A 21,445-nucleotide genomic window follows, 5' to 3' on the forward strand; every position below is an offset into this window, starting at 1 on the left:
TTAGCGGTCCACTTCGCCGAACACGATATCGATCGAGCCGAGCACCGCTATGGCATCGGCCAGCAAATGGCCCTTCGACATCATTTCAAGCGCCTGCAAATGCGAAAACCCGGTCGCGCGGATCTTGCAGCGGTAGGGGTGGTTCGTACCATCCGCGATCAGATACACGCCGAACTCGCCCTTGGGAGCCTCCACCGCCGTATAGGTGGTGCCCGCCGGCACGTGATAGCCCTCGGTGTAGAGTTTGAAATGGTGGATCAGCGCCTCCATCGAGCGCTTCATTTCAGCGCGCTTGGGCGGGGTGATCTTGTGGTCCTGCACCTTCACCGGGCCCTGCGGCATTTTCTGCAACGCCTGGCGGATGATTTTCAAGCTCTCGCCCATCTCATGGATGCGGACCAGATACCGATCAAAACAATCACCATGGCGGCCAACCGGAATATCGAACTCGACCTCGCCGTATTTATCATAAGGCTGCGCGCGCCGCAGGTCCCACGCAATGCCGGCGGCGCGGAGGTTCGGCCCGGAAAATCCCATTCCCAGCGCATCCTCGGCGGAAATGATGCCAATATCGACCAGGCGTTGGCGAAAAATGCGGTTATCGTTCAACAAATTCTGCAAATCGGCGAGGAATTTCGGAAAGGTCTCGCTCCAAGCCCAGATTTCATCAGCAAGGCCGGCCGGCAGATCCTTCGAGACACCGCCAGGGCGGAAGTAATTGGCGTGGAAACGCGCCCCCGAGACCGCCTCATGAAACGTCAGTAGTTTTTCGCGCTCCTCGTAGCCCCAAAGGCTGGGTGACTGCGCACCGATATCGAGCGCCAGATGCACGACCGTAAGCAGATGGTTCAGGATTCGCGTAATTTCGGAAAACAGCACACGAATCCACTGACCCCGATCCGGCACGGCAATGCCCAGCAATTTTTCGGTGGCCAGCGCAAAGGCGTGTTCGCAGCACATCGGCGAGACGTAATCGAGCCGATCGAAATACGGCACCGCCTGCAGATAGGATTTGTACTCGATCAATTTTTCGGTGCCGCGGTGGAGCAGTCCGATGTGCGGATCGGCCCGGGTGACGGTTTCTCCCTCAAGTTCCATGATCAGCCGCAGCACGCCGTGCGTCGCCGGATGCTGCGGCCCGACATTGACGGTATGCCGTTCGAGGTCGAGCGTCCGCGTCTCCCGACCGGGAGCCGCCTCATGCAATCCGCCGCTCATGGCTTCACCGCGGGCGCGCTCGTTGCCGGCCGATGCGCTTTTTCATCGCCGGGCAGCGTCGTCATGGCTTCCCAGGGCGAGAGGAAGTCAAAATTGCGGAACTCCTGGGTTAACGCGACTTTTTCATAGACCACGCGCTTCTGCTCCTCATCGTAGCGGAGTTCGACATGACCGGTGAGCGGGAAATCCTTGCGCAGCGGATGACCTTCAAACCCATAGTCCGATACGATGCGGCGATGATCGGCCAGACCATCGAACGTAACGCCGAACAGATCGAACACCTCGCGCTCCCACCAAGCCGTGCCCGGCCAGATCCCGGTGACACTGGGAACCGATGCGGTTTCATCAGTCCTGACGATCACGCGCAGCCGATCGTTCCGCGTTACCGACAATAGATTATAGACAACATCGAACCGCTCGTCGCGCTGTGGCCAGTCGACGCCGCAGACGTCCATGCATTGCTCGAAGGCGAATCGAGCATCACGACGTAGCACGGTCATCAAGGCCGCCAGATCAGTGCGATTCGCGTGGACGATGCGCTCATCACGCTCCATGACGACCGATGTCACGCCCGGCAGTGCGCCAAGCGCGGCCGCGAAGGGGTCAAGCGCCAGAGCGTCTGGTGTGGTGGTGTCACTCACGGAAGATCGTCCCGGTGCGGCGGATCTTTTTCTGAAGCTGCATGATGCCGTAGACCAACGCCTCGGCGGTCGGCGGGCAGCCCGGCACGTAAATATCGACCGGCACAATCCGGTCGCAGCCGCGCACCACCGAGTAGGAAAAATGATAGTACCCACCGCCATTGGCACAGCTGCCCATCGAGATCACCCAGCGCGGTTCTGGCATCTGATCATACACTTTGCGCAGGGCGGGCGCCATTTTGTTGGTCAGCGTCCCCGCAACGATCATCACATCGCTCTGCCGCGGCGAGTTGCGTGGGATAATGCCGAATCGGTCGAGATCCCAGCGCGGCATATAGGCATGGATCATCTCGACCGCACAGCAGGCGAGACCGAACGTCATCGGCCACAAACTGCCTGTGCGAGCCCAATTTACCAATTTGTCGAGATTGGCAACCACGAAGCCCTTGCCAGCGATTTCACCCGTAATGCCGCGGATCACCGCGTCCTGTTCGGCACCGGGCGCAAGCGCCTCACGGTTCCAGGCAATTTCGGGTTGCTGCACGGCGTTCATCTCATGCCTTCCGATCAGACCGGTATCCGGTCAATAACCATAATCATGCGTTATTCCCAGGCGCCGCGTGGCGTGGGCGTTTGGGCTTATTCCGGACCGCTTATTCCCAGTCGAGAGCGCCCTTGCGCCATTCGTAGATAAACCCGACCACCAGAATTGCGAGGAACCCCATCATCGACCAGAAGCCGAGCAGGCCGACATGCGACAGGCTGACGGCCCAGGGAAACAAGAACGCGACCTCGACGTCGAAAATAATGAACAGGATGGCGACGAGGTAATAGCGGACGTCGAATTTGCGGCGCGCGTCCCCGAACGGCTCAAACCCGCACTCATAGGCTCCGAGTTTTTCTCCGTAGGGATTCTGTCGGGCGACCAGCAGGGAGCCCATCACGAATGCCGCGCCAATCAGTCCCGCAATACCAAGGAAAACCAAAATCGGAAAGTAATTCATCAAGCTCGGCTGCATCGCGGTCCGCCTATATCATGCCCCAAGTTTACGCCCGTGTCGCTTAAGAAGCGACTACCGACGCCCAGCATCGTCTGCTTTCCACTTGTCGTATCGTGCACGAAACAGGTCAAGCCCGCTACGTACGGCGATCGGCGCTCCCTCCGAACGTGATCCATCAAACTTACGTAAGAGATGGTTGTCACTAAACCAAAAAATGGCGCGAGTGACGGGGCTCGAACCCGCGACCTCCGGCGTGACAGGCCGGCGCTCTAACCAACTGAGCTACACCCGCGTCGTTGGGCTGCTCGTAACGCGCCGACCTGTAGGCGTCAAGCGGGACGGGATATTTTACGGTGCAGTGACCGCTCCTCCAATGGCACCCGCTCCACCACCAATCAACGCACCGGTGGCGGGCTTACCCCCAGTCAGCGCGGAAATGCCCGCGCCAGCACCCGCACCCAGCACGCCCCCGCTGAGCGCGCGGCTACCGGGCGTGTTACCGCACGCGGACAGCCCGAGAACGAGACATAAGGCCAACAGTGCTTTCATGTTTTTCAGCATACGCAATCCTCCGTTGAGTGGATAACCCAGAACAAATGGGGATGCGACCTGTCGCCGAGCCATCCGAAAGATGAATGATGCGTCAGGGGGTGGGTAAAGATATATCGAAAGGGATTGAAGACCGTATGGGCGGTGACGGGATCGAACCGCCGACCCTCTCGGTGTAAACGAGACGCTCTACCGCTGAGCTAACCGCCCGAAAAGACGGCCTGCTCAGCGCAGCGCCGCCATTCTACCGTCTTGAGCGTGGAAGAGAACTGCCGGCCTATCCAGCCGAAAGTACCAATTTAGTTAACTGCGTCTTTCAGGGTTTTGCCCGGCTTAAAGCGCACGGAGGTCGATGCCGGGATTTTGATTTCTTCGCCAGTGCGCGGGTTGCGGCCAATCCCGGCCTTGCGCTCTGCGGTGCCGAATGTGCCGAAGCCCACCAGGCGGACTTCCTGCTTCTGCTTCAGCGCCGATTCGATCGCGGCAAATACAGCGTCGACGACCTCGGTCGCCTTGGCTTTCGAAAGGTCGGTCTGTTCCGCGACGTCGGCGACTAGATCCATTTTGTTCACGAGGTGGTCTCCCAGTTGTAAAACTAAACAGCACGAGCGCAAGCAACAGTGGCCTGCCCTTGGTATGTTGCGTCCGATTCGGTGGTCGCACACTAGAAGGGCCGGTTCTCACTCGTCAACGAAGACGAAGCAGAAACCGGCCCTATGACAGTCATTTAAGCCTTTTTTTAACGGCCTTCACGCTTCAGGATCAATGCGGCAATGCGGTCCCGGCAGGCTCGGCTGATCGCGGCGAGATCGGCTCGACCGGCTCTTCCCACTCGATCGGTTCGAGCTTACGCACCAACGCTTGCGAAATCACATCATCCACATGCGATACTGGGATGATTTTCAGTGATTTTTTAACGTTGTCGGGAATCTCGGCAAGGTCTTTCTCGTTGTCCTTCGGGATCAGCACCGTGGTTATACCCGCACGCAAAGCTGCCAGAAGCTTCTCCTTCAATCCGCCAATTGGTAAAACCCTGCCACGTAACGTGATTTCGCCCGTCATCGCGATATCCTTGCGTACCGGAACGCCGGTCAGCGCAGAAATAATCGAGACGGCCATCGCAATGCCGGCAGATGGCCCATCCTTCGGGGTTGCACCTTCCGGCACATGGACATGGATATCACGCTTTTCGAACAACGGTGGCTTGATGCCGAAACTGATGGCGCGCGACCGGATATAGGAAATCGCAGCCGAGACACTTTCCTGCATAACATCGCCAAGCTTGCCGGTCTGCTTGACGTTGCCCTTGCCGGGCAGCAGCACGCTCTCGATTGTGAGAATCTCGCCGCCGACTTCCGTCCAGGCAAGCCCGGTAACGACGCCCACCATATCTTCCGCCTCGGTCTCGCCAAACCGGAATCGGGGTACACCGGCGAACGCTTCGAGATTCTTCGAAGTCACAGCCACCTTGGCAACCTTCTTGGTGACGATTTCCTTGACCGATTTGCGTGCCAGATTGGCCAACTCGCGCTCCAGATTACGCACACCCGCCTCGCGCGTGTACGTCCGAATCAACTCCCGAATTGCATCGTCCGAGACCGACCACTCACCCTTTTTCAACCCATGCGCTTCGGCCTGTTTCTCGACCAGATGGCGCTTCGCGATCTCCACCTTCTCATCCTCAGTATACCCCGGGATGCGAATGATCTCCATCCGATCGAGCAGCGGTTGCGGCATCCGCAGTGAGTTGGCCGTCGTTACGAACATTACGTCCGACAGATCGTAATCAACTTCCAGATAATGGTCATTGAAGGTCGCGTTCTGTTCAGGATCGAGGACTTCGAGGAGCGCCGAGGTCGGGTCGCCGCGCCAATCAGCACCAAGTTTGTCGATCTCGTCGAGCAGGAACAACGGGTTCGACGTCTTGGCTTTCTTCATACCCTGGATGACCTTACCCGGCATCGAGCCGATGTAAGTCCGGCGATGACCGCGGATTTCGGCCTCATCGCGCATGCCACCCAGTGACATCCGCACGAAATTGCGCCCGGTTGCCTTCGCAACCGATTTACCGAGCGATGTCTTGCCGACACCGGGTGGCCCAACCAGGCACAGGATCGGTCCCCGCAGCTTCGGGCTGCGCGATTGCACAGCCAGATATTCGATAATGCGCTCCTTGACCTTCTCAAGCCCGTAATGATCGCCATCGAGCACACGTTCGGCCTCGATCACGTCGTTCTTGATCTTCGCGCGCTTCTTCCACGGGATGCCCAGCAACCAGTCGAGATAATTGCGCACAACGGTCGCTTCCGCGCTCATCGGGCTCATGGTCTTGAGTTTCTTCAGCTCCGCGGTCGCCTTTTCGCGGGCTTCCTTGGTCAGCTTGAGCGTCTTGATCTTTTCCTCAAGCTCGGCCGTCTCGTCCTTGCCTTCCTCGCCCTCGCCCAACTCCTTCTGGATCGCCTTGAGCTGTTCGTTGAGGTAATATTCGCGCTGGGTCTTCTCCATCTGGCGCTTCACCCGATTGCGAATACGCTTCTCAACCTGCAGGACGCCGATTTCGGCCTCCATGTGGGCGAACACGCGCTCGAGCCGTTCGGCAACCGAGGCCGTCTCCAGCAATTCCTGCTTGTCGGAAATCTTCAGGCCGAGATGGCTGGCAATGGTATCGGCCAACTTCGAGGGATCATCGATCTGGTTGATCGACACCAGTACCTCGGGCGCGATCTTCTTGTTCAACTTTATATATTGCTCGAACTGGGTCACCACACCGCGCGCCAGCCCCTCGGTCTCCTTGGAGTGATCGACGATGTCGTCGAGCGTCTCGGCCAGAACCTCGAAATGACTGTCGACTTCATTGAAGCCGGTGATCCTAGCCCGGCGCACACCCTCAACCAGAACCTTGACGGTGCCGTCGGGCAGTTTCAGCAACTGCAACACGGTGGAAACAGTGCCGACATCGTAGATGTCGGACGCTGCCGGGTCGTCCTGCTGGGCATTACGCTGAGCGACCAGAAGGATCTGCTTATCGTCCTTCATCACGCCTTCCAGCGCGCGCACCGATTTTTCACGACCGACGAAAAGCGGCACGATCATGTGCGGAAACACGACGATGTCGCGCAATGGCAAGACCGACAACGCTTCACCGGCGATCACGACGGGCGATTTCACCTTCGCACCCGCTGACTTTATTTTCTTGGGATTGGCCTCTGACATCAGACTACCTTTCTTACGCCGCGATCCCTGCCCGACTACGGCACAGGAAACGGTGCCGGTTCATCCGGCCACCTTGGCGATATGGGGTTAGGTTTTCGTTAGCGCAACAGCGTTCAAGGCCGAGGATCGAGCATGCCGGCTTCTTGCCGCTGACGTACCACCAGTCCTGGGCAGCCGGCTTATCGATCAAGAAGCTGTCTCAGCCCGTTCTTTACCGTGAATAAACAAGGGCTCGGCACGACCTTCCGCCACTTCGCCGTTAATCACCACCTCTTCGACACTGTCGAGCCCTGGTAGATCGAACATGGTCGCCAAAAGGATCTGCTCCATGATCGACCGAAGGCCGCGGGCACCGGTCTTACGCTGAATTGCCCGCGACGCAACGACGCGGAGTGCGTCCTCCGTGAAATTGAGCTTCACGCCTTCCATCTCGAACAACCGGCCATATTGTTTGACCAACGCGTTCTTCGGCTTGCTCAGAATCTCGATCAGCGCCACCTCGTCCAGGTCCTCGAGCGTGGCGACGACCGGCAGGCGGCCGATAAACTCAGGGATCAGGCCGAACTTGAGCAAATCCTCGGGCTCCACTTCGCGCAGTACCGCTCCGGTACGACGCTCGCTGGGGTCGCGCACGTCGGCACCAAAGCCGATGCCCGACCCCTTTCCACGCTGGGAAATAATCTTCTCAAGACCCGAAAACGCACCGCCGCAGATGAACAGGATGTTGGTGGTGTCGACCTGGAGAAACTCCTGCTGCGGATGCTTGCGCCCACCCTGCGGCGGCACCGAGGCGACAGTACCTTCCATGATCTTCAACAGGGCCTGCTGCACGCCCTCGCCCGATACATCACGGGTGATCGAGGGGTTATCCGATTTCCGGCTGATCTTGTCGACTTCATCGATGTAAACGATGCCGCGCTGCGCCCGCTCGACATTGTAATCGGCCGACTGCAACAATTTCAGGATGATGTTCTCGACATCTTCACCCACGTAGCCCGCTTCGGTCAGCGTCGTCGCATCGGCCATTGTGAATGGCACGTCCAGAATCCGCGCCAACGTCTGCGCGAGCAATGTCTTGCCGGAACCGGTCGGACCAAGCAGCAGGATGTTGGACTTGGCGATTTCGATGTCATTGTTCTTCTGTGCGTGGGCCAAGCGCTTGTAATGGTTATGGACCGCGACGCTCAGGACCTTCTTCGCCTGATCCTGACCGATCACATAGTCATCGAGCACCTTGCAGATCTCGCGCGGCGTCGGCACACCATCCCGCGTTTTCACCAGATGGGTGCGATTATCCTCACGGATGATATCCATGCACAGTTCGACGCATTCGTTGCAGATGAATACGGTCGGCCCCGCGATCAGCTTAATCACCTCATGCTGCGACTTGCCGCAGAACGAGCAGTACAATGTGTTCTTAGAATCTCCGGACTTAGTGCTCATCGACGCTCCAGCAGCGCCCCAGAAAGTGCGGCGCTTTAATCATCGCGGGAAGACTAGACCCCAACTCGGGATCATACAAGCATTCTGATGCGGCATGTCGCAGCCATGCAACATTCCGCCTCAGTTATGCGCGATCAGGCCGCCTCTTTCTTGGCGTCCTTGCTGGAAGACTCCGATGGACCGGTCGGCTTATGCGCCATAACCTCATCGACCAGGCCGAAAATCTTTGCCTCGTCCGCCGACATGAACCGATCGCGTTCCAACGCGCTTTCGATATCCTCCAGCGTCTGACCCGTATGCGTCACATAGATATCGTTCAGGCGCCGGCGCAGCGTCAGGATCTCACGGGCCTGAATTTCGATATCAGCCGCCTGGCCCTGCGCACCACCCGACGGTTGATGGACCATAATGCGCGAATTCGGCAGAGCGTAACGCTTCCCCTTCTCGCCGGCCGCGAGCAGGAGGCTACCCATCGAAGCCGCCTGACCGATACAGACGGTCGAAACCGGCGATTTGATGTATTGCATCGTGTCATAGATCGCGAGGCCAGCCGAAACGACGCCACCCGGACTATTGATGTAAAAAGATATGTCCTTCGACGGATTTTCACTTTCTAGGAACAGCAACTGCGCCGAGATCAATGAACCGACCTGATCATAGACGGTGCCTGTCAGGAAAATGATCCGCTCTTTGAGCAGACGCGAGAAAATATCATAAGAGCGTTCACCGCGGGCGGTCTGTTCGACGACCATCGGCACCAGGCTGTTCATGTAATATTCGGTCGGATCGCGGTCCATCGGGGTCTATCTCCTGGTCGCGGGCCGGGAAGGCCGCACCCGCATGAAAATCTATGCCTGCCGATCATGGTTCCGCCTTACCAAGGCCGGAACCATCATCGCAGATCTTTAAGATGAGCCGAGATCGGGCTGTCGTAAACCCCCCATGCGGGGGCTGATCACTCCTCGTCGTCAGCGAACAGCACCTCGGCCGTGACCTCCTGGTCCGTCACGGTGGCGAGTTCGAGCGCGTGATCGACGACTTTATCCTCGAAAATCGGCCCACGGAGACGATCCATCGCGCGGGGATTTTTCTGGTAGAAATCGATGATCATCTTTTCCTGGCCAGGGAATTGCTGCATTTCGTTGATCATCGCGCGGCGCAGATCCTGCTCGGTCACCTGCAGATTGGTACTGCGGCCAATCTCCGCGACGAGCAGGCCGAGTCGCACGCGGCGATCGGCGATGGCGCGGTATTCGGCGCGCAGCGTCTCTTCGTCCTTCGCAGCATCTTCCGCATCGAGCCGACCGCCGGCCCGTTCGGCCTCCACCTGGCGCCAGATTTCGGCGAATTCCGCCTCGACCAGCGTTTCCGGCGCGGGAAAGTCGGCCTGCTTGGCCAGTTCATCAAGCAACGCGCGCTTCACTTTCATGCGGCTGGCACCGGCGCGCTGCTGCTCAAGCCGATCCTTGAAGAATTTACGAAATTCCTCCAAGTTTTCAAACCCGTTGGTCTCGGCGAACGCATCGTCGATCACCGCGGGAATTTTCTGCTTCAACGCCTTCACGGTGATGTCGAATGTGACATCTTTACCCGCCAAATTAGCCGCGTGATATTCCGTCGGGAACGTCACATTGATGACTTTCTCCTCCCCGACCGACATGCCTTCGATCTGTTCCGCGAATCCAGGAATGAAGCCGGAGCCGCCGATCTCAACATCGGAATCCTGCGCGGTCCCGCCCTCGAACGGCGTGCCATCGAGCTTGCCCAGGAAATCCACCGTCACGATATCACCGGTCACCGCCGGGCGAACCTCTTCAACAGGCACCAGCGTCGCGCGTTGATCTGCGAATTTTGCAATCGCCTCATCCACTTCGGCGTCAGTGACCGGCGCAACCGGACGCGTCAGCGTCAGCGACTTGAGGTCGGGCAATGTCACCTCCGGCAGCACTTCCATCTCAATCTTGAACTCGAGATCGGCCTCGGTACCGGCGTTTACGACTTCGACCTTTGGCGAGACAGCGGGGCGCAGGCTACGCTCGGCCATCATTTTATCGGTTGCGTCGTTCACCGAGGCTTCGAGCACCTCGGCGGCAACAGCCTCACCGAAGCGCTTGCGCACCATCGACAGCGGCACTTTACCCGGCCGAAACCCCGGCATCTGCATCGTCTTCGACAATTCGGCGAGGCGCTTGTCGCGCTTTTCGCTTAAATCGCTGCCGGGAATGACCACGGTGAAGTTGCGCTTCAGCCCATCGGTCAGCGTTTCGGTAACCTGCATGTCCAACAAAATCCTTACGTTACGCCATCTTGTGATGGCCGTGCTGAAGCACGGCCTCAGTATCGCTGCACCTTGCGGAGCCTTCATTCATGCGGGCGGAGGGATTTGAACCCCCACAGCTCACGCCACCAGAACCTAAATCTGGCGTGTCTACCAGTTCCACCACGCCCGCCTCGACTAACCCATCGCCCCGCGCCCAAACGGACGTAGGACAAACCCGGGGGGCACCTAGCGCGGATTGGCACATTCGACAAGCAGGGGATGACCGAACGCGGCCGAGCACGCCGAACGCAAGCCACCGGTTTGTCTGCAAGGCAAGCAAGTACCGCCCCGTAACGGTTCGCGCCGCCTAAACCGTCGCGCGGTCCCGTGCCGCGTCCTCCGGACGATCGGCCAGCGAGGCGATCAGCGCACTACGCAGCTGTGCGAGTTTACGTTCGTTCTCCACCTTCAGGCCAAACACGTCCTTGACATAGAAAACGTCGACCGCGCGAACGCCGTAGGTGGTGATATGGGCCGAGGCGATCTGCAGCCCCTGCCCGCTGATCGCCGCCGTCACATCGTGCAACAGTCCAGGCCGATCGCGGCCGTTTACCTCGATCACGGTATGACGGTTCGACGCACTGTTATCGACCACAACCCGCGGCGGCACATGAATCGCACGCATCCGTCCGCCGACCACGGTCCGCCCCGCCTTGCGGATCTCGGCCGAGAGGCGCAACCGACCGGACAGCACCTGTTCGATCAGCGCCGACACGCGCGCCAGCCGATGCGGCGCATCGAGCGGGCCGCCGCCAGCGTCCTGAATCCAGAACGTATCGAGCGCCATGCCATCGGTCATGGTGTGGATGCGCGCATCGACGATGGAAGCCCCGGCGACCGCGAGCGCCCCTGCGATGCGGCTGAAGAGTCCCGCATGATCGGCGGTATAGACCACGACCTCGGTTACGGCGCGGGCCGGCAGGGGGATCGTTGCCACCACCAGCGGCAGGTCGCGAACCCGGGCATCGCGGATCAGGCGGCCATGGCGGGCAATGCTGTCAGGATCAAAACTCAGCCAGTAGCCGGGATAGCCCATGCTCAAAAACTGCTCGCGATCTGCGCCCGACCAGTCAGCAAGCAACTCACCAACCATCTGCTTGACGCGGGCAACCCGCACGTCCCGCTCGGTGGTGGCCAGCCCGCCTTCGAGCACTTCGGCGACGCGGGCGTAGATTTCGCGCAGCAAGGTCGCTTTCCAGCCGTTCCACACTTTAGGCGAGACGGCGCGGATATCCGCGCAGGTCAGGATCAGCAACAGACGAAGACGCTCGGGCGACTGCACGACATCCGCCACATCGAGAATCGTCTTCGGGTCATCGATATCGCGGGAAAACGCGGTCTGGCTCAGCAACAGATGATGCAGGACCAGCCAGGAGACCATTTCGGTTTCCTCAGGCTCGAGACCGAGCGCCGGGCCGATGCTTAGCGCAAGTTCGGCCCCGATTTCAGAATGATCGCCCCCCCTGCCCTTCGCGATATCATGGATCAGCAGCGCGACATACAAAGCCCGGCGAGATTGCAGATGTTGCGCGATGCCGCTGGCCACCGGCAGCGTTTCCGCCAAATCGCCCCGCTCGACCGCGTTGAGCACGCTGATCGCATGGATCGTATGCATATCGACCGTGTAGACATGATAAGAATCGAACTGCATCTGGCCGACGATGCGGCGCCAGTCCGGCAGATAGCGCCCCAGAGCACCGGTTTCATTGAGAATGGTCAGCCAGGTCGCACCGTCCGAGGCCGGTTCGGTCGCGCCACACAGCAGATCAAGAAACAAGGCAGCCGCGGCCGGGTTGCCGCGTAACTCCCCGGTTCGTCGCGCACCACGGATCATCGCACGCAAAGCCAGCGGGTGCAGCGCCAGCGCGCGGTCGCGCGCAAATCGCAGAATGCGGAACAATTGCAGCGGCTCAGCCATGGGCTCACGGCCCGGCGCGAACAAAATCTTGCCATCGGCAAGAACAAAACCGGCATTGGCGAGTTCGGCATCAGTCGCCGCCGCAATCGCCGGTGGCCCCAGCGCTGCACGGATAACCGCCGGTTCCAGCACGCCGGTAACGCGCGCAACCTCGCGAACCACCAGAAAGTAGTGGCGCATGAACCGTTCCACGCCGTCCTGCCGGCCGTGGCGGGTATAGCCCATGCGCGCGCCGATCACCGGCTGCAGATCAAAGGTGAGGCGCTCCTCGGCACGGCCCGCAACGTAATGGAGGTGAAACCTGACGGTCCAAAGGTAATCCCAAGCCCGCTTACAAGCCCGCGCCTCGGTTTCGCTGAGGATGCCGCCGCCGGGCGCCGTCGGGCCGACCAGCTCGGTCATCGCAAAAGTCCCGAAGACGTAGCGGGCAACCCAGTACAGCGTCTGAAGATCCCGAAGACCGCCCTTGCCTTCCTTGATATTGGGCTCGACCATGAAGGGCGTGTCGCCGAACCGCTTGTGCCTCGCCGCGCGCTCTTCCTGCTTCGCCGCGATATAACCCGCCGGGCTGCCTTCGGCGCAATCAGCGCGGAAGGCGATCTGAAAATGCGCGAACAAGGCGCGGTCGCCGGCGATGCAACGGGCATCGAGCAACGAGGTGCGGATCGTGATATCGCCTTGCGCCTCGGTCAGGCAATCGGCGGTGGAGCGTGTGGCGTGGCCGACCTTGAGACCCAGATCCCATAGAAAATACAGGATGAACTCAACCGCGCGCTCGACCCGCGCCGAAGGCTCATGGTCAGTCAGGAACAGCAGATCGATATCGCTGAACGGCGCAAGCGTGGCACGCCCATAGCCGCCGGTCGCCGCGATGGCGAGCCGGTCGTCCGGCTCGATCGGCAACAAGGTCAGCGCATAGCCGATCAGCGCCGCGATCAATTCGTCCATCAACCCCGATAGCAACCTTGCCGCAACAAGCCCGCCGAGATCACCACGTTCGAACCGGGTCTGCACATGGGCCTGCAACCGCCCAAGTTGTCGACGAAACAAACCAAGCGCCGCATCACGCGGCAACATGGCCCCCTTCGGGATCAGCGATTGGAGGGTAGCAGCGATCTCGGGCCGGTCGGCCGGCGCCTCATCCCGCGCAGCGTTACTGGTGTCGCTTTGGGAGTGCGGCAGTCCACCCGAGGCGAAGCGGGGCTGGTTGGTAAGATCTGACATGCTATCCATTCTCTACCGCGCCTTGTACGCCCTCGCCAAGAAACTTTCGTCGCCACGCATAAATCAGATCGAGCGCCTCTCGCGGGGTCAGGTGATCGGGCGCCGCGGCGGCCAGCGCGTCACGCCAGACCGAAGCTTCGTCGACCGGAACCGAAGGCGTCGGTTCGAGCCCCGCGAACAGCGGCAGCGCCTGATCGCCAGCACGCGAGCGTTCCGCCGCGCGCAGGAGCATGTCAGCCCGCCGCACCACCCCATCCGGCACACCGGCGAGCTTCGCGACATGCACGCCCCAGCTGCGCTCCGCCGCACCCTCGATCACCTCGTGCAAAAACACCACCTCGCCGCGCCATGATTTCACCCGCATCGTGCAGGGGCGCAGCCGTGGCAGCGCCGCACCAAGCTGTACCAGATCATGAAAATGTGTCGCGAAAATGGTTCGGCACCGGATCTGGCCGTGCAATGCTTCCAACACAGCCTGCGCGATCGCAAGTCCATCGCGGGTGCCGGTGCCGCGACCGATTTCATCGATGATGACAAAGCTGCGCGGCCCGGCCTGATGTAAAATGGCGGCGGTTTCGATCATCTCGACCATGAAGGTCGAGCGTCCGGCCGCCAGATCATCCGCCGCGCCGACGCGCGAGAACAAGCGATCGACCAGCCCGACCCGCGCCGTGGCCGCCGGCACCGGCAGTCCGGCCTGCGCAAGCACGATCATCAGCGCATTCTGGCGCAGAAAGGTCGATTTCCCGGCCATATTGGGGCCGGTGAGCAGCATCAGCCGGCGATCGGGTGACAGATCCGCATCGTTGGCGATGTACCGCGCCCCGGGCGGCAGCGCCGCCTCGACCACCGGATGGCGACCGGCCTCGACCGTGAAATCATTGTCCATGGTCAGGCTCGGCGCGACCCAGCGGCCGGATTGTGCAAGGCTCGCAGCCGATTGCAGCGCATCGAGACGCGCCAACGCGGCGGCGCAGCCAGCCAGGGCCTCTTGCTGCGCGATCACCTGGCGCAGCAGATAATCGAGGATCAACGCCTCGCGTGCCGCCGCCCGATCATGCGCCTCCGCGATCCGACGATCGAGGTCGGAGAGCTCAGGTTGGGTAAATCGCGCTGCCGCGGCCAACCCCTGGCGCAGCACCAGTTCGGGGAAGGCACGCAGCGCTTCGACCGCGCCCGATGGCACCTCGATCACGTAGCCGAGTTGATGATGGTGCCGCACCTTAAGGCTGGCGACGCCGTACCGCGTCGCGAGGTCGGTCTGCAGGGCCGCAATCACCTGCCGGGTATCGTCGCGCAGGCGGCGCTCGGCATCGAGTTCGCCGTCAAAGCCGGTGACGATCGACGGCGCCTCGCCCACACGTTGCGGCGGAGCCTCCACCAGGGCGCGTCGCAACAATTGTGCCAGATCGGCCGATGGATCGAGGGCCAACGCATCAGCCGCGAGCGGATGCCCGGCGTCCCGACAGGCCGAAGGCAAAGCCGCCCGCAAGGTCTCTGCCGCCGCAATCGCGTCGCGCACCTGCGCCAGGTCGCGCGGCGCGAGCCGGCCGGATCTGCCGGCGGCCAGGCTCAGCCGCGCCAGGGCGCGAGCCAGATCGGGCACGCCGCGCAGTGCGGTGCGGATCGCCCTCACGCCATCTGGCATCACCAGCAGGCTCTGCCAGCCAGCTTGCCGCGCGCGCAAGGGTTCGAGCGCATCGAGCGGTCCGGCGATCCACTGCGCCAGGTGCCGCGCACCGGCCGCGCTGACGGTGCGCCGAATCGCGCCGAACAGGCTGCCCATCTCGCTGCCGTCGCGGGTGCGCAACAGATCGAGGCTGGCGCGCGTCGCTGCGTCCATCACCAGCAGCCCCGTTTCGCTCTGGCGGACCGGGCGCCCGATTCGCGGCAGGCTGCCGCCCTGGCTGCGCTCGACATAGCGCAGCGCCGCCGCCGCCGCCTGCGCCTCGAGCGCCGAGAACGCCCCGAACGCGTCCAGCGACGCCACGCCGAACACCCGCGCGAGGTGCCGGCGTGCCGCATCCGGCGCGGGCACATCCTCGGCCTCGGCCCGCCGCGCGGCCAGCGCACCCAGACCACCTGACTCCGCGCTCAAAATCTCGGCGGGGTCGAGCCGCGCCAGCAGCGCCGGTAATTCATCGCGCTCGATCAGCGCGGTTTCGAATGACGCCGTCGAAACGTCGATCCACGCGACGCCGATCTGTCTGGCATCGTGCGCGAGCGAGACCAGCAGGCTGGACCGGCCGGAATCGAGCAACGCCTCCTCGGTGATGGTCCCGGGCGTGATCAGCCGGACCACCGCGCGCTCGATCAGCGCCTTGCCACCGGATAATTTCGCCGCCCGCGCACGGGCCGCCGCCGGTGCCTCGATCTGCTCGGCAATCGCCACCCGAAAACCGCGCCGGACCAAACGGGCGAGATAGACATCGCGTTGCGAAGCCGGCACGCCGCACATCGGGATCGGCTCACCTTGATGGGTGCCGCGCGCGGTGAGTGCAATATCGAGCGCCGCGGATGCCGCTGCGGCATCGTCGAAGAACAATTCGTAAAAATCGCCCATCCGGAAAAAAATCAGCGCGTCCGGGTATTCGGCCTTCGCCGCGAACCATTGCGCCATGGCGGGGGTTGCGCCCGCGGCGCGATCGACATCCATCCTGCCAGTGTAATCCACCCGCCGCGGCGTGCGAAGCGCTGATTGCTGGCATGGTTCCGAGATGTTAACCGAGCCGGGCATGATCTCGCCGCAGCGCGCTCTCAAAAACCGTCACTCACTGCCGATCCTGGCGTTGATCGCCCTGCCCTTCGCTGCCCATGCGCTGATGCTGCTCGGCATCGCGCATGGCAATCCCGCGCTGTTTGTCGAGTTCCTGACCCGCGGATTGGTCGGCGGCTGGCTGCCGGGCGCGCCGGGCTGGCGCGACCCCACGATCGGCTTGATCACGCAGCCACTTGGGTTCCTCAGCGCCCGCGACTGGTTGCACGGCATTGTGCCCTGGTGGAACCCCTATTCGGGCGTTGGGATGCCGCTGGCGGCAGAAATGCAGACGATGTCGTTCTTTCTGCCCTTCGTACTGCTGCTGAAGTTCTGGCGCGGCTGGCTCGCGCTGCTGATCCTGCTGCAAATCCTGTGCGGGCTGTTCACTTATGCCTTGCTGATCGAATTGCGGCTGACTCGGCTCGCCGCGTTCCTGGGCAGCCTGTTCTATGCCCTGTCGGCGACATTCTTTCTCGTACCGCACGTGATGGGTCCGCTGCCGTTCGCACCGCTGCTGCTGCTTGGCATCGAGCGGGCGCAGCGTGCCGCACGCGACGGGCATGCCCTCGGCTGGGGCCTGATTCCACTTGCACTCGCCTACTCGATTTACGGTGGCTACCCGGAAGTCGCGTATGCCGATGGTACGCTTGCAGCAGTGTGGACGATCTGGCGGTTCGCCACGCTCGGTGCTGCGCGCGCGCGGTTCGCCGGCAAGGTTGCGCTCGGCGGCGGGATCGGGCTGGCGCTCACCCTGCCCTTGGTGGTGCCTTTCTTTCAATATGTGCGCCTGTCGTATCTGGGCCAGCATGCCGATTTATACAGCTGGCTCTGGCTGCTGCCGCCGGGCGCGCCGCTGCAATTGTTTCCTTTCATCTACGGGCCGGTGGGCGCACTGACACCGCCGGGCGTCTCGCCGGTCCTGTCTAATTTGATCACGGCGAGCTGGAATCAGCTGGGCGGCTGGTTCGGTCCGTTGGCAAGCTGTATGGCGCTGGTCGCCATCGTGCGCCCCGGTCATCGCCGAGGGCTGGTGCGTCTGCTCGCTGGCTATATCCTGATCTGGCAACTGCGGATCTGGGGGTTTCCGCCGGCGGTCTGGCTGATCGATCAGATCCCGTTGATGGGCCAGACCAATGCCGTCCGGTTCTGCGGCCCAGCGATGGAACTCGCCTGTTTCACCCTGCTCGCGATCACGGTCGATATCTGGCAGACCCGCGGTGCGATGGATCGGCGCGCGATCCGACGCCTGATCGCACTCAGCCTCGCGATCGTGGTGATCGCGGTGGTGCCCGCCTTGCGCAGTCTGGACGCCTGGTTTGCCCCGGGCACGGCCATGCCCGCCTTCGCGATCGGGGCCACCGGCGCTGAGCTGATCCTCGCGATCGGCGCGGGCTTCATGCTGACCCGCCGCCCGAGCCGGGTCGCGGCGCTGATGCTCGCTGCGATCATCGGCACCGACGGTTTCGCAACGGCCGGCCTAAGCCAGTTCGCCGCGCCGATCCACGGCACGATCGACCAGACCGGCGTCGCCTATTTGCAGCGTCATCTTGGGCTCGCACGGTTTTACTCGCTGCAACCGTTCGGTCCGAACTACCCAGCGGCCTACGGGCTCGCCGCGATCGATGAGAACGAGCTGCCCGTACCGGCTGCCTGGAACGACTATATCCACCGCCATCTCGACCCTTATGCCGATGTGGTGATGTTCACCGGCTCACAGGCGCGCAGCATCGGCTGTGTGCTGCTGCCGCGCGCCGCCGCCGCCCTGCAAAACGGGGTGTTCATCCGGCCGCAGCGCTCGGTCGTGCCGCCGGATCAGAGTGCCGAACTGCGGCGGCATCTGGCCTCATATCAGGCGATCGGGGTCAAATACGTGCTCACACCGCCCTCCCAGGATCCGTTCATCGCGCAGGCACGCCTGCCCCTCACGACGGTCGGCCAGATACCGTTCCCCCTTGCGGCCGGCGGGGTGCTCGATGGCGCCATCCCGGCAGGGACCGTCGCCATGCGCCAGATCAATCGGGTGGATGTCCTGATCGGCACCTATCAGGGCGCTGCCCGCGGGGTGCTGCGGCTGAAACTCTGCGCCGGCAAAGTCTGCGCGACAGGCCATGCCCCTCTGGCAACGGCGCGGGATAACCACTACCTGCCAATCCCGCTCGATCGGCCACTCTCCGTACCGCGTACCACGCCGCTGACATACCATTTCACCCATGCAAGCGGATCGGCCGTCGCCGTCTGGCTGGGAGCGTTCCGGATCAGCGCGCCACCCGCGCTCGCGCTCCGCGGCATTACGCCACCCCACGCGCCACTGCTTCGCCTGGTGATGGAACCGCCCGACCGCCCACCCTTGGTCTTCCACAACCGGGTGATGCGCGTCTACCGCCTCCCTCATCCTCAGCCCTTGTTCGCCGCCAGCCCCGCCTGTCACCTTACACCGCTCGGGATCGATGTTGTCGATACCAATTGCAGCACGCCATCGCGGCTGGTCTGGCTGGAGGCTTCCTATCCCGGCTGGCACGCCCGCGTTGACCGCCGCGCCGTACCGATCACGCCTGCAAAGACGATCTTTCAATCAATCAGCTTGCCCGCCGGCTCAAACCGCGTGCGTTTTTTCTACCGCCCCCCCTTCATTCGAATGAGCTGTGCTGCGGCATTGGCTGCTGCGGTCGCCTGGCTTGCGTTGCTTGCCGCACAGCAGGTCCGGGTACGGCGCAACCCACACTCAGACCAGTAATCGTCTGTCCTGACTTGAACAACTGCAACACTTCTGCCTTGCGAACAGGGGGTGAATAGAGAAACCCCTGAATGTCGTCGCACTGATACCGCGTCAGGATGTCTGCCTGCCGCTCGGTTTCCACGCCTTCGGCGGTCACGCGCAAACCCATGGTCTGACTGAGGTCAATTATCGCCTTCACGATCGGTGCATCGGCAGCATTGTTTTCCAGATCATTGATAAAACTGCGATCAATCTTCAACCGGTCGAACGGAAAGCGTGACAGCGTCGCGAGTGAGGAGTAGCCCGTGCCGAAATCATCGATCGCGATACGACAGCCAAGCGCACGCAGGCGATGCAGATTATCAATCGTCCGGCCTTCGGTCTCAAGCACGGCCGTCTCGGTGACTTCGAATTCTATCCGATCAGGCGCCACGCCCGCGTGGCGAATGATTTCGGACACCTGATCAACCAGCCAGGCCTCACGCAGATGCAACGGTGACAGATTGACGGCAACCGCCACGAAACTTGGTAGCTGTGCGACCAACGCTGCGGCCTCCGACAGAACGAACGCAGTGATCGCGCCGATCAGCCCGCTACGTTCAGCGATCTCGATGAAATCACCCGGAGAAATGATGTCCCGATCGGGGTGCTTCCACCGCACCAGGGCCTCGAGGCCAACGACCGACCGCGTGGCCAGCTCGATCACAGGTTGGAATTCCACGAAAAGCTGATCATTTCGCAGCGCACTCTTGATGTCTCGCTGCAGACCTCGGCGGTCCTGCAGTTGACGATCCATGGTAGGGTCAAATAATCGCCACGTGCCACGGCCGGCATCTTTCGCACGGTACAGAGCAAGATCCGCGTTACGATAAAGAGTTTCCGGCGTTTTGCCATCGCGCGGCGCCAGCGCAATTCCAATCGTCACGCCAATCTCAACGGTCACTCCATCAAATTTATAGGGCCGCGACACACGATCAATAATCCTGTCCGCGATCGCCGTCGCCTCGAACTCGTCATCCGATGGCAGCACGATCGAAAATTCATCGCCGCCGAGCCTCGCTGCAACATCACGATCGCGGATCGCGCCACGGATTCGATGCGCAACAGCGCGGAGCACGGAATCGCCCAACCCGTGACCATAACTATCATTGACCGCCTTGAACTGGTCCAGATCAAGGCATAGCAAGGCAGCGCTCGGCTGGGCACTCTCAGATAACAGCAGAGTCAAGACGTTGTTGAATTCTGTGCGGTTGGCCAGATCCGTCAAACTGTCGTGCCGCGCGAGATACGCGATCCGTTCGCGTGAACGATGAACGGCGGTCACATCAGAGCCGACGCCACGGTAACCTATGAATCGACCACTGGAATCTTGAACTGGCTTGCCGGTCATCGACCACCACCGGCGTTCACCGCCCATATTGACGGGCATGACCATATCGCGAAACGGTTTGCGCGCGATCATCCGCCGACGCAGTGGCTCAAACACGTCACCTTCCGCGGGACGAACCCTCCTTAGAGTGTGATCGCCGCCGGCCATAAAGGCCAGGAGATCACCTTGAATGGCCGATGGGGGCTGGCGCGCGACTTCAGCAAAGCGCGGCGAGACATGTTTGATTTCGCCTTCGGTGTTGGTTTCCCAAAGCCAGTCGCTGGCATTTTCCTCGAAATCGCGCAGCAGGATGCGAATCGTCTCGCCTGTTTTTGCCAGATTGATCTCGTTGACGCTGCGCTCGAGCATTTTTCGATTTAAAAACACCATCGTGAAAAACACGAGCGCGGTATAGCCCGACAGCGAAATAACGAAGGCCGGGCTTTGCATATGTCCGGAGACATCGATTGCACAGAACGACCCCAACGTCAGAGGTAACCAGAACACCAGTGTAGACGACAATGGTCCTGACGAAATTGTCGTTGATATCAGACCAATTATAATACTCAAAATCAGAGCCTGTTGGGTCGCTGCCGAAGTCTTTATAATTGACACTAAGTAAAGTGACCAGAAGCTGCCCAGCATGAATATTAAAAAATTAAAAAATAATTTCATTTTGATAAAGTTTTTGTCAGTATTGACGTATCGATTCCAAAAAATAGTTGTCAAAAACAATATAAAATAATTTGATATAAGGCCAATAAAATAGAAAGTTGTAAACTTTAATTGCCCTTGGTTATTGAATTCGACTTCAATAGCCGTAGCGACCGTCGCGCCTAGCGCACATGCCCCCCGCGTCAGACGGATCCGAACAGCAAAATTTTCTCGAGAAATTTGTAATCTTAGCTCAGGCGGGACAACGTCCAAAGAAAAAATTTTGGCGATAAATTGTCTGCTCAAAACTACAAAAATATATAATAATTTAGGCAAAAAATTATTCTCTCTAAGTGCGCTCTTCTCAAAAATATTGCTTCATATAGCCAGCACACAACGCGCGCTAACGGCTTTACATTTG

At 60.8% G+C, this 21,445-nt stretch carries 13 protein-coding genes and 3 tRNA genes; 1 reads left to right on the forward strand and 15 read right to left on the reverse strand.

Annotated features, from left to right (window positions below; genetic code table 11):
• From AruPA_RS08795 to mutS, 14 genes are all read right to left on the reverse strand, one after another.
• Window positions 1-1,218 carry an NADH-quinone oxidoreductase subunit D gene (locus AruPA_RS08795; protein ID WP_265636303.1) on the reverse strand — a complete coding sequence of 406 codons (1,218 nt, stop codon included), beginning with the start codon at window positions 1,216-1,218 and terminating at the stop codon, window positions 1-3.
• Window positions 1,215-1,859, reverse strand: coding sequence for an NADH-quinone oxidoreductase subunit C (locus tag AruPA_RS08800; RefSeq protein WP_265636304.1), 645 nt, complete (start codon window positions 1,857-1,859; stop codon window positions 1,215-1,217). The genes AruPA_RS08795 and AruPA_RS08800 overlap by 4 nt, the downstream gene beginning before the upstream one ends.
• The gene (locus AruPA_RS08805; protein WP_029311283.1) at window positions 1,852-2,412 is read right to left on the reverse strand and encodes an NADH-quinone oxidoreductase subunit B family protein; all 561 of its coding nucleotides are present in this window, start codon (window positions 2,410-2,412) and stop codon (window positions 1,852-1,854) included. The genes AruPA_RS08800 and AruPA_RS08805 overlap by 8 nt, the downstream gene beginning before the upstream one ends.
• Window positions 2,413-2,512: 100 nt before the next feature.
• Window positions 2,513-2,878 (reverse strand): NADH-quinone oxidoreductase subunit A, encoded by a 366-nt coding sequence (locus AruPA_RS08810; RefSeq protein ID WP_265636305.1) that lies wholly within the window; start codon window positions 2,876-2,878, stop codon window positions 2,513-2,515.
• Between the two features lie 197 nt (window positions 2,879-3,075).
• Window positions 3,076-3,152, reverse strand: a tRNA-Asp gene (locus tag AruPA_RS08815).
• A gap of 395 nt (window positions 3,153-3,547) precedes the next feature.
• Window positions 3,548-3,619: transfer RNA gene (locus AruPA_RS08820), tRNA-Val, on the reverse strand.
• Window positions 3,620-3,708: 89 nt separating this feature from the next.
• The gene (locus AruPA_RS08825) at window positions 3,709-3,972 is read right to left on the reverse strand and encodes an HU family DNA-binding protein (protein ID WP_029311286.1); all 264 of its coding nucleotides are present in this window, start codon (window positions 3,970-3,972) and stop codon (window positions 3,709-3,711) included.
• Between the two features lie 199 nt (window positions 3,973-4,171).
• Window positions 4,172-6,622 carry an endopeptidase La gene (gene lon, locus AruPA_RS08830; protein WP_265636306.1) on the reverse strand — a complete coding sequence of 817 codons (2,451 nt, stop codon included), beginning with the start codon at window positions 6,620-6,622 and terminating at the stop codon, window positions 4,172-4,174.
• A gap of 186 nt (window positions 6,623-6,808) precedes the next feature.
• A complete protein-coding gene (gene clpX, locus AruPA_RS08835) occupies window positions 6,809-8,065 on the reverse strand; it encodes an ATP-dependent Clp protease ATP-binding subunit ClpX (RefSeq protein ID WP_265636307.1) in 1,257 nt (418 codons plus the stop codon).
• Window positions 8,066-8,199: 134 nt separating this feature from the next.
• The gene (gene clpP / locus AruPA_RS08840; RefSeq protein WP_322784394.1) at window positions 8,200-8,862 is read right to left on the reverse strand and encodes an ATP-dependent Clp endopeptidase proteolytic subunit ClpP; all 663 of its coding nucleotides are present in this window, start codon (window positions 8,860-8,862) and stop codon (window positions 8,200-8,202) included.
• Between the two features lie 158 nt (window positions 8,863-9,020).
• Window positions 9,021-10,343, reverse strand: a complete 1,323-nt coding sequence (tig, locus tag AruPA_RS08845; RefSeq protein WP_265636308.1) for a trigger factor — start codon at window positions 10,341-10,343, stop codon at window positions 9,021-9,023.
• Between the two features lie 90 nt (window positions 10,344-10,433).
• A tRNA-Leu gene (locus AruPA_RS08850) sits at window positions 10,434-10,515 on the reverse strand.
• Window positions 10,516-10,692: 177 nt separating this feature from the next.
• The gene (locus AruPA_RS08855) at window positions 10,693-13,527 is read right to left on the reverse strand and encodes a [protein-PII] uridylyltransferase (protein ID WP_408858589.1); all 2,835 of its coding nucleotides are present in this window, start codon (window positions 13,525-13,527) and stop codon (window positions 10,693-10,695) included.
• Window position 13,528: 1 nt separating this feature from the next.
• Window positions 13,529-16,183 carry a DNA mismatch repair protein MutS gene (gene mutS / locus AruPA_RS08860; RefSeq protein WP_265636310.1) on the reverse strand — a complete coding sequence of 885 codons (2,655 nt, stop codon included), beginning with the start codon at window positions 16,181-16,183 and terminating at the stop codon, window positions 13,529-13,531.
• Window positions 16,184-16,244: 61 nt separating this feature from the next.
• Between mutS and AruPA_RS08865 the strand changes: the two genes are divergently transcribed.
• Window positions 16,245-19,019, forward strand: coding sequence for a hypothetical protein (locus AruPA_RS08865; protein ID WP_265636311.1), 2,775 nt, complete (start codon window positions 16,245-16,247; stop codon window positions 19,017-19,019).
• Here the strand turns inward: AruPA_RS08865 and AruPA_RS08870 are convergent.
• Entirely contained in the window at window positions 18,913-21,330 is a 2,418-nt protein-coding gene (locus tag AruPA_RS08870; protein WP_265636312.1) for a bifunctional diguanylate cyclase/phosphodiesterase, read from the reverse strand. The genes AruPA_RS08865 and AruPA_RS08870 overlap by 107 nt on opposite strands.
• Window positions 21,331-21,445: the final 115 nt, after the last annotated feature.

The sequence above is a fragment of the Acidiphilium sp. PA genome (assembly GCF_026191915.1).
Taxonomy (GTDB): domain Bacteria; phylum Pseudomonadota; class Alphaproteobacteria; order Acetobacterales; family Acetobacteraceae; genus Acidiphilium.

Bases quoted from the DNA above. Each gene is read 5' to 3' on its own strand.
- mutS (WP_265636310.1), bottom strand. From the start codon at position 16,183: ATGGATGTCGATCGCGCCGCGGGCGCAACCCCCGCCATGGCGCAATGG.
- AruPA_RS08795 (WP_265636303.1), bottom strand. From the start codon at position 1,218: ATGAGCGGCGGATTGCATGAGGCGGCTCCCGGTCGGGAGACGCGGACG.
- AruPA_RS08825 (WP_029311286.1), bottom strand. From the start codon at position 3,972: ATGGATCTAGTCGCCGACGTCGCGGAACAGACCGACCTTTCGAAAGCC.
- tig (WP_265636308.1), bottom strand. From the start codon at position 10,343: ATGCAGGTTACCGAAACGCTGACCGATGGGCTGAAGCGCAACTTCACC.
- lon (WP_265636306.1), bottom strand. From the start codon at position 6,622: ATGTCAGAGGCCAATCCCAAGAAAATAAAGTCAGCGGGTGCGAAGGTG.
- AruPA_RS08810 (WP_265636305.1), bottom strand. From the start codon at position 2,878: ATGCAGCCGAGCTTGATGAATTACTTTCCGATTTTGGTTTTCCTTGGT.
- AruPA_RS08855 (WP_408858589.1), bottom strand. From the start codon at position 13,527: ATGTCAGATCTTACCAACCAGCCCCGCTTCGCCTCGGGTGGACTGCCG.
- clpX (WP_265636307.1), bottom strand. From the start codon at position 8,065: ATGAGCACTAAGTCCGGAGATTCTAAGAACACATTGTACTGCTCGTTC.
- AruPA_RS08805 (WP_029311283.1), bottom strand. From the start codon at position 2,412: ATGAACGCCGTGCAGCAACCCGAAATTGCCTGGAACCGTGAGGCGCTT.
- AruPA_RS08865 (WP_265636311.1), top strand. From the start codon at position 16,245: ATGTTAACCGAGCCGGGCATGATCTCGCCGCAGCGCGCTCTCAAAAAC.
- clpP (WP_322784394.1), bottom strand. From the start codon at position 8,862: ATGGACCGCGATCCGACCGAATATTACATGAACAGCCTGGTGCCGATG.